This is a genomic window from Xenophilus sp. (assembly GCF_044462705.1).
GTDB lineage: Bacteria > Pseudomonadota > Gammaproteobacteria > Burkholderiales > Burkholderiaceae_C > Xenophilus > Xenophilus azovorans.
The window spans coordinates 1-8,065 of sequence record NZ_JBIQNC010000209.1; the positions used below are offsets into that span (position 1 = coordinate 1).

The 8,065-nt window shown below is 67.9% G+C and carries 9 protein-coding genes and 1 pseudogene; all 10 read right to left on the reverse strand.

Features of this window, described 5'->3' with window-relative positions:
- Positions 1-76: 76 nt before the first annotated feature.
- The gene (locus ACIY1X_RS22225) at positions 77-1,048 is read right to left on the reverse strand and encodes a tripartite tricarboxylate transporter substrate binding protein (RefSeq protein ID WP_294371628.1); all 972 of its coding nucleotides are present in this window, start codon (positions 1,046-1,048) and stop codon (positions 77-79) included.
- 19 nt (positions 1,049-1,067) lie between these two features.
- A complete protein-coding gene (locus ACIY1X_RS22230; RefSeq protein ID WP_294371630.1) occupies positions 1,068-1,472 on the reverse strand; it encodes a carboxymuconolactone decarboxylase family protein in 405 nt (134 codons plus the stop codon).
- Positions 1,469-2,320: an alpha/beta fold hydrolase gene (locus tag ACIY1X_RS22235; protein ID WP_294371632.1), complete on the reverse strand. Its 852-nt coding sequence runs from the start codon at positions 2,318-2,320 to the stop codon at positions 1,469-1,471. Before ACIY1X_RS22235 ends, ACIY1X_RS22230 begins: the two co-directional genes overlap by 4 nt.
- Positions 2,317-2,745 (reverse strand): hypothetical protein, encoded by a 429-nt coding sequence (locus ACIY1X_RS22240; RefSeq protein WP_304304820.1) that lies wholly within the window; start codon positions 2,743-2,745, stop codon positions 2,317-2,319. The genes ACIY1X_RS22235 and ACIY1X_RS22240 overlap by 4 nt, the downstream gene beginning before the upstream one ends.
- A 75-nt stretch (positions 2,746-2,820) precedes the next feature.
- Positions 2,821-3,720, reverse strand: coding sequence for a LysR family transcriptional regulator (locus ACIY1X_RS22245; protein ID WP_304304821.1), 900 nt, complete (start codon positions 3,718-3,720; stop codon positions 2,821-2,823).
- 292 nt (positions 3,721-4,012) lie between these two features.
- Complete coding sequence (locus ACIY1X_RS22250) at positions 4,013-5,893, reverse strand: DUF3363 domain-containing protein (protein WP_316702600.1); 1,881 nt, start codon at positions 5,891-5,893, stop codon at positions 4,013-4,015.
- Positions 5,894-6,358: 465 nt separating this feature from the next.
- Positions 6,359-6,883: a S26 family signal peptidase gene (locus ACIY1X_RS22255; protein WP_304304823.1), complete on the reverse strand. Its 525-nt coding sequence runs from the start codon at positions 6,881-6,883 to the stop codon at positions 6,359-6,361.
- Between the two features lie 8 nt (positions 6,884-6,891).
- Positions 6,892-7,434 (reverse strand): DUF2840 domain-containing protein, encoded by a 543-nt coding sequence (locus ACIY1X_RS22260; RefSeq protein WP_304304824.1) that lies wholly within the window; start codon positions 7,432-7,434, stop codon positions 6,892-6,894.
- The gene (locus tag ACIY1X_RS22265) at positions 7,431-7,706 is read right to left on the reverse strand and encodes a chromosome partitioning protein ParB (RefSeq protein ID WP_304304825.1); all 276 of its coding nucleotides are present in this window, start codon (positions 7,704-7,706) and stop codon (positions 7,431-7,433) included. The genes ACIY1X_RS22260 and ACIY1X_RS22265 overlap by 4 nt, the downstream gene beginning before the upstream one ends.
- Positions 7,703-8,065, reverse strand: a pseudogene (locus tag ACIY1X_RS22270) (ATPase); the annotation flags it as partial. The gene ACIY1X_RS22265 and the pseudogene ACIY1X_RS22270, both read right to left, overlap by 4 nt.

The following is an 8,065-nucleotide window of genomic DNA, read 5'->3' on the forward strand; positions in this document are numbered from 1 at the left end:
GAAAGGCCTGCTGGCGGAAGAGGGAAGGGTCCTTCAGGGGGAGTGCGCTCACGAGTCCGGGTTCCATGTCTGTTCTTTACTGCGGCTCGATGCCGAGGCCCTTGAGCGTGCGCGCCCAGAACGCCGTTTCCTTGTTCACTTCCTCGCCGAACATCCCAGGCGGCAGCGGCGCGGGATCGTTGCCGAGCTTGTCGCGCAGCACGGCCTGGGCATCCGCGCGGGCGAGCACGCGGTTGACGTCGTTGGTAATGCGAGCGAGTACGTGGTCCGGGGTACCTGCCGGCGCGATGATCCCGGTCCACACTTGAGGAATGAAGCCCTGGTAGCCTTCCTCTTTCACGGTGGGCAGGTCGGGCAGATCGGAGAAGCGGTGCTCGGAGACGGCCGCCAGCAAACGGACCCGACCCGCCTTCGCTTGCTCCTTGAGCACCTGGGCGCCACCCCACACCAACTGCACGTCGTTGCGGATCAGCGCCGTGTTGTGTTCTGCCGCACCTTTGTACGCGACCGGCGTGAGATCCATGTGCAGTCCCTGCTTCAGCACCTCCATGCCGATGTCGATGATCGACGTACGCCCCAGTCCGGCATAGTTCATCGTCCCCGGCCGGGCACGGCTGAGCGCGGCGAACTCACGCAGGTTCGGAACTGGCACCTTGTTGTTGGTGGCCAGAACGATACGCAGAATCGCCAGGCGCGCCACCGGCTTCAAATCGCGGCCGATGCGGAAGTTGGCATTGCGATCAATGAGCGGCGCGATCACCAGTGACGATCCCGTCAACAGCAGAGTGTGCCCGTCGGCCGGCTGCTTGGACACGTAGTCGGCCGCCACCACGCCACCGGCACCCGGGCGGTTCTCCACGATGACGGGCTGCCCCCATTCCGCCTCAAGCCATTGAGCCACCTGGCGCGCCAGGATGTCGGTCGCCGAACCCGGACCCAGCGGCACCACCAGCTTGACCGGCATGGAGGGAAATTCCGCTGCCGGCGCGCAGATCGCCACGGCCATCGCGGCGCAGGCGACCAGCCCTCTCAAGAATTGCTTCAGCATCGCGCAATGTCTCCTTGTTCTACGTCGATGGAGGCGCGGGATCCTGTGGTTGCTGCGCCTCTGCGAGATATTCGTTGGCCCATCGGAAGGCCTGGCTGCCGGTGGGCAGGCCGCAATAAATCACCAACTGGAGCAAAACCTCCTGGATTTCCTCGTGCGTCGCGCCGTTGCGTAGCGCCCCTCCCACATGGGCCTTGAATTCGACCGGCTTGTTCTGCACCGCCAGCAAGGCCAAGCAGACCAAACTGCGAATCTTCCACGACACGCCCTCGCGCGACCACAATTCACCCCAGCAATAGCGCATGGCGAGTTCGTTCAGCGGCTGCGAGAAGCTGGTACGCGCCGCGGTGCTGCTCGCCACATGGGTCTCGCCCATCACGAATCGCCGGTTGGCCACACCCTTTTCGTAGAGCGGGTCGTTCATGCCGACTGCTCCTCTTCGAGCATGTGCTCCAGCGCGCCATGCAGGCTGGGACGCAGCTTGGCGTAGTCCTCGATGACCGGGAAATGGCCCAGCCCCTCGATCAGCGTGAACTGGGCGCCGGGGATCGCCTCAGCCACCTGCCGGGAGACGTCAGGCAGCGCCGAATAGTCATAGTCGCCCGAGATGATCGATACCTTGCAGCGGCGCGTATCGATGTCCTTGAGTTGGGCACGCACGTCGAACTCCCGCCCGAAGGCGGTATCGCCGGCATAGACACCCGGCCCGCCCTGAGCGTAGTACCACCAATTCTCTCGCCGGGCCTCCTCCGGACTCAGAGGCGAATTCAGCCCGTACGTATAGCTGGCAGCGAACTCGCCGCCGTGGATCGCGGGGTGGTGCAGGAAGTCGTTGTGGCGGCCGATGCCATGGGCCACGCTTTGCAGGCCGATGACGCCGCGAAGCTCCTCGCCATGATCCACCGCCAGTTGCAGCACCACGAAGCCGCCGATGGAGCAACCCAGCAGGATGGGGCGTTCCAGTTCCAGCGCCCGATAGACCTCGCGGATGCAGCCCACGTAGAGACGACGAGTGAGTTCGTACTTGCGCAGCCACCAGCCCGCGGGAGGATTCGAGCGCCCGTGGTAAGGCAGGTCGAATGCAATGACGCGAAAGCGCTGGGTGACTTCGCGGTCGTTGAGCAGGTGTCGCCACTGGCGGCTGTCGGCGCCGGCAGTGTGCAGGCACAGCAGCGGAATGCCCTGCCCCGCTTCCTCGTAGAAGATCCGGTAGGCGACACCATCGACCTCGATACCGAAGTAGCCGCCGCGGATAGGTTCGAAGCGGCTCATTGCGGCTGCCCCTGGATCTGCATCAGCTCGAGCAGCCGGGTCATGGAGCGCGCGTTCTGTGCGAACAGCAGGGTGTCGCCCTCCATTTCGAACTCATCCACGCGCATTGCCATGGCAAAGACGCTGTTGTATAGCGGGGGCGCCGGCCGGGAGAAGAACTTGTCCCACACGGCATCCGGCGCACGGAAGCCGAAGTCGACGCGCCAGTCCAGCTTCTTGCCATGGCGCACGTCCACGACCTTGCCGTGCTGGAGTACGAGGTGGTGGCGCTGCGCGCCGAAAGCGAAGGCGACCGTGGCATTCAGATGCTGCCCCACCAGATCCATCTCGGGATCGTCGTTGATGCACTGAGCGACCTGGCGGAACCAGGCCGCGTCGCGCGGTGGAAGGCCACCCGCGTTTGATAGTGATTCAGAAGATTGCATACCGCCAGCGTAGGCAGCGGAGAGCAACCGCGCCAGCGAGAAATATCGAAGGCGCGCCTGGAGAAAAATCGATGATCAACCCGGCCAGCGCGGCTTTGACCCGACAGCGACCACCGTCTCTCGCACGGCGGCGCCCAGGGTACTGTCGTCGTCGCGCCGCCAATGCAGGTAGTAGGGGAGCGATGGAACCAGCAGTTCCCGCACGGCGGCCACGCGCACGAGGCGCCCTTCCTTGAAGAACCGGGACGCGAACGGCTTGGGCAATACGCACAGGCCCAGGCCGGCAGCGGCCAGGGCGGCCACCGCGCCCATGCTGTTGCACGCGACGATGCGGCGGAACTTGAAGCCACGGTCCACCGCCCAGGCGTCAAGTGCGGCCGTGGCTCCGGCCTGCGCCGATGTGGTGATCACCGGCAGTTGCGTCAGCCGCTCGGGCGTCAGGACGCCATCCGGCGGCATGAAATCCTGCCCTGCCACCCAAACCATCTCGACAGCATGCAGTCTGCGCGAACTGAGCTGTGCGTCAGCCGAGCCACCCGGACACAAGGCGAAGTCAGTCTCCCCCCGCACCACGGCGGCCAACAGCTCATGCGTCACGCCGACGCGGGGCTCCAGCGCGACTTCGGGCCAGCTCTTGCGCATCCGCTGCACGAGTGCCGGCAGCCATGTGGAGGCGACCTGCTCACTGACGCCGAAGCGGCAGGTTCCCAGCAACGCCGTCGGCCCCCGCGCGCCGATGAGGACGGCGTCACGCAGAGCCAGCATCTGCCGAGCCTGGGCCAGCACACGCTCGCCGGCACCGGTGATTCGCGCCCGGGGGCCGGAGCGGTCGAACAGCCTTTCGCCGAGTTCCTCCTCCAGTTCGAGGATCCGCTTGGACAGCGAAGACTGGGTCATCGACAAGCGGTCTGCGGCCAATACGAAACTGCCTAACGTACCGGCCCAGTACACGGCTTCCAACTCTTTCAAGGTCATGCACGGATTGTCCGTCCAGACCAACAGTACTACCCCGCCAGTCACTCAATCTGCCTGCCCGGCTGCGTATGCCCATAGCCAACCTGTCCTGGGTACTGATCTCATTGTCCGGCCGACAGAGACGGGGCGCCGGTTCCTGCTCGCGTTCGATGCGGCACGAATCCTGCCACCATGTGCAAAGCGCCTCGGCCGCGTTCACAACGGCCTGCATACGACATCTGTCCCGGAGACTCCGCTCCAAAGCAAATGGGCTCCACGCCACGCAAGTATGTCAACCCGTGCCCGCCCAGTCTCAACAGATTCCAATGCCGCGCCGATACCCGATCTCCCATGCCACTTCGCGACCATGAAGTGTGGCGGCAACCTGCTTGCCCAGGCGTGATTCAATGACTGGTTTCCACGGCACCAGGCTAAACCCTACGCCGTCGTCCAGGAGGGCATAGCGGCCGCTGACGAGCATGAGGCTGCGCCGATAGGTGGCGGCCAACTTCTGTCCATTGGCCGGCCTCCGGTACTTCAAGCCAGTTTCGGAGGCGATTGCCCGCGCAGTCTCCGAAAGCTCTCGATCCCGCAAGGTCGCCAGCAGGTTGCGAGCGAAGACAACGCGCTGGCCCCGGCGCTCGGCCAGCCCCTGCCCGATCAGGAACTCCACACGCTGCCGCATGGCCTCGCGCACCTGTGCACCAAAGCCCTGCACAGCCGGCCGAGCCATATCGCCCGCCACCAGCCCCCGATCCAGCCAAGTCGCACCGATGGCCCTGACCTGCTGCTCGATAGACAGGTGCGAGCGCAATAGGACGGCGCGCCGTGGCATCTTCAGCGCGCCATGCTCCCGAGCTTGCCGCAACAGGTCCGATGGCACGGTCCAGGCGCCGTCGGCGATGCGCTCCACGATGCCGCTGCGGCGCAGCGCCTCCAGTCGGCGCACGTGGATCTCCACCGTGGTCTCGGGATCCCGGTCGCCGGTCTGCACGAGCTGCGCCCGATGGCTGGCCGGGGTGTAGATGCCGTCCCTGGCCACGGCCAGGATATTCCGATCCACGATGCTCTCCCGCGTTGGCGGCCGAAACTCCACGATGCCGCCCAGCGGTAGTCCGCCCAGGTCGATGCCAGCCGGCAGTTTCAGGTAGTACGCCCGTCCGTCGATGCCATCGACCACCAGGCAGGGTCGGTCATGCAGTTCATCGCCCAGCCCCTTGCCCGCGATACGCCCGACGACGGACGCATCCGCCGGAGGATCGGTCACCAACTCGCGCTGCTCGCCCTTCATGGCCCGGTGCATGGTGCGCAGGATGTCGCCGCGCTCGCCCATGGCGGCCAGCGTCTGGTCCATGCCAGCCGCCAGCCGCCAGCGGTTCGCGTCGATGCGCTCGGCCAGCGACATGGCTTCGAGCCGCTGCAGCCGGGCGCGCAGCAGCGTCCGGCGCTGCGTGCCGGGTACGTTGCCTGCCCCCTCGGTCAGGTCCACGACGTCCACCTCGGCTTGGCGCAGTAGTTGACGATCCAGACCGGTGAGGCGCTGCTGCTCCACCTCGCGCTGCAGGCTCTGGCGGATCTCGGCCTCGGTGCGCGGCCCCATCCATTCGGTCGCGATCTCGCAGGCGCGCAGGCGCACGCCGTGGGCCAGGTAGTCGGGCGCGATCACGAGGTCACGGCCCTGGCGCTCACTGCCTATCCAGCCACGCAGCACGATGTGGGTGTGCGGGTTGTCCGTGTCCCAGTGGTCTACGGCGACCCAGTCCAGCGGAGTCTCCAGGTCGATCTCCATGCGCCGCATCAGTTGCCGCGTGAAGCCCCTGAGGTCCTGCAGTTCCGGAGCATCCTCCGGCGAGACGATGAGGCGGAACTGGTGCCGGTCGCCCCGGCCGCGTTCCTCGAAGGCCTGGAGGTCCGCCGCGTCGGTGTCGGCGCCATAGGCCTGTCCTTTCTGTCCGTTGCGGGTCACGCCCTCGCGCTCGATGTAGCGCAGGTGTGCCGACACCGCTTTTGCACCCGCGCGCTTCAGCACGACGAAGCGGGACTTGATGACCACGCGCCGGGCGCTCGCGCCGAGGCCGCGGCCGGCCAGTCCGGCGGCCATGCGCCCCCGGCCGAAGGTCGAGGCGGGGCGTGCACCGCGTGTGTCTGACGCCTTGACCCCGGACTTCGACACGGCCTTGAGCACCTGGGACACGAAGCGCTGGGAACGCGGCCCGGAGCGCGCTCTGGGCGGTGTCGGACGGAGGCGAAAGCGGTCATCGTCAGCGTCAGCCATCGCGAAGGCCCCGGCGCATCGAGGCGCAGTGCAGCGTGGACGGCACGCGCCAGACTATTGCAGCGGCAGCGAATTGGCGTCCGCACGGCACACAACGCCGCAGGCGACGTGCCGTGCCCACCCCACGTGCAGACTGGAGAAGCGCCCCGAGGCGTGCCGGCCCTTTTCTCTTGCCCTCTGCCTGCGCCCCCCGCATCCGCTCGCGGCTCCGGCATGCCGCCAGCCGCGCACGGCGCGCGCAGCGCAGCCCGCGAGGCTGCGCGGGTGCAGCGGGCGCTGCGCGCTTGCGACGGGATTCCTGCACGCTGGAATGCAGCCGAAGTGCAGCTTCGGCCGCAGTCCGGCGACAGGCTCGGCGCATGCGTGGACGCAAGCGCATGACACTCACCATGTCCACAAGGGTCGCGCGATGCCGAGCACGGCGGCGGCATCGATGGGGCCGAAGTAGCGGCTGTCGAACGACGCCGGATGGGTGTTGCTGAGCAGGAAAAGTTCGCTCTGCATGAGCGCCCGGCACTGCGCCCGGGGATGCAGCGGCCGGCGCGCGCCATCGTGCGTGAGCACAGCCGCCACGGGCACCCCGTCGATCCACACCAGGCGATCAAAGACGCACACCGCCTGCGGCGCCATGGCGCCGATGCGCTTGAGGATCGGCACGCCCTCGGGCAGGTAGCCGCGCTGCGCCGCGAACGCGGCCACGCCAGCGGGGAGCCGAGCCAAGACGATGCTGCCTACCTGCAACGATTCTTGCAGCGAGCCGGGATGACCGAGCGCATCGACGCGATACCACCCGCGCGCCACGCTCGCGCTCGGGTTGAAGACGATCCGCACCGGAAGCGGCACCGCCGCAGGCGTGGCAATCGCCGCCACGGCGAGCGCCATGCACGCCAGCAACGCGAGGCGGTGCATACGCGCGATCATTGCAGTGCCCCGCGTGCCAGGTGCGCCGCGTGGCGCTCCGGCGTGTAGGTCGGCAGCGGCAGGCGGGCGGCCAGCCGGTTGCCCGCCATGCACCAGTAGACCGGCGCGACCGCGCAGGGGTCGATGCCCGCCGCCTCGATCGCATCGACAGCGGCGAGCACGGCCTTGACGCGATGTTCGCCATCGGCGCGCAGCAGGATGCGCGCGCCGGGCGACACGCCCGAGATGCACTGCATGCCATCCAGCGGCGTCGGCGCCTGCAGCACCATGAGCTGCCACAGCGTGGTGCCGAAGTCGTTGCCGATCCACTTGACGCGGCAGCAGACGGCCCCCGGCAGGAACACCGCGACGCGCCGCCAGCGGTCCAGCACGATCTCGCGTGCCGGCCGACCGAAGCGCAGCCAGACGTTCACGCGATGCTCGACGAAGGCGAGCGACACCTTCATGGGTGTAGGCACGGGCACTGGGGCCGGCGGCAGCGCCGCCTGCGCCCAGGCCCGCGTGCCCGGCGTGCTGCCCGCCACTTGCACCGCCGTCATGGCCGTGCCTCCGGGTACTCGCGCTCCAGCAGCTCGCGCAGCATGTCGGCGGCGGTGATGCCGCGCTGGAACGCGATCACCTTGATGCGCCCACGCAGCGCTGGCGTCACGTCGATGGTCAGGCGCGCGGTGAACACCGCCGCTTTCATCGCTGCTTTCACCGGCGCCGCGCCGCCATCTTCCCGATGCACCCAGGCCGTGGCCGGGTCGGGCGCCGGCCGGCGGCCGATGGCGGCCCGCCGCGATGGCTTCGGTGTACCGACAGCCGTCATCGCAGCGCCTCCTGCACGGCATCCGCCAGCGCAGCCACCTCACGCGCTGCGGCGCCCTTGGGCGCCACCTCCCACACCAGCTTGCCCGCCGCCACACAGTCGGCGAAGGCGATGCGCTGCGCGATGTCGGCGCGCAGCGTCGGAAACGACTGGTCTGCCAGCGCGGCGCGCGCCTCGCGCCCGATCACGGTCCCAACCACGCGCCGGTTGATGACGAAGGCCGCGCGCAGCGCAGGCCGGAACACCTGCGCTTCCTGGATCAGGCCCACCATTTCCTGCGTGGCCCAGACGTCGTAGGCGCTGGGCTGCACGGGGATCAGCACCAGGTCGGCGGCCAGCAGCGCGGAGCGCGCGAGCGC

Excerpts from the sequence above, each read along its gene's own strand:
- ACIY1X_RS22225 (WP_294371628.1), bottom strand. The coding sequence starts at position 1,048 with ATGCTGAAGCAATTCTTGAGAGGGCTGGTCGCCTGCGCCGCGATGGCC.
- ACIY1X_RS22230 (WP_294371630.1), bottom strand. The coding sequence starts at position 1,472 with ATGAACGACCCGCTCTACGAAAAGGGTGTGGCCAACCGGCGATTCGTG.
- ACIY1X_RS22235 (WP_294371632.1), bottom strand. The coding sequence starts at position 2,320 with ATGAGCCGCTTCGAACCTATCCGCGGCGGCTACTTCGGTATCGAGGTC.
- ACIY1X_RS22240 (WP_304304820.1), bottom strand. The coding sequence starts at position 2,745 with ATGCAATCTTCTGAATCACTATCAAACGCGGGTGGCCTTCCACCGCGC.
- ACIY1X_RS22245 (WP_304304821.1), bottom strand. The coding sequence starts at position 3,720 with ATGACCTTGAAAGAGTTGGAAGCCGTGTACTGGGCCGGTACGTTAGGC.
- ACIY1X_RS22255 (WP_304304823.1), bottom strand. The coding sequence starts at position 6,883 with ATGCACCGCCTCGCGTTGCTGGCGTGCATGGCGCTCGCCGTGGCGGCG.
- ACIY1X_RS22260 (WP_304304824.1), bottom strand. The coding sequence starts at position 7,434 with ATGACGGCGGTGCAAGTGGCGGGCAGCACGCCGGGCACGCGGGCCTGG.
- ACIY1X_RS22265 (WP_304304825.1), bottom strand. The coding sequence starts at position 7,706 with ATGACGGCTGTCGGTACACCGAAGCCATCGCGGCGGGCCGCCATCGGC.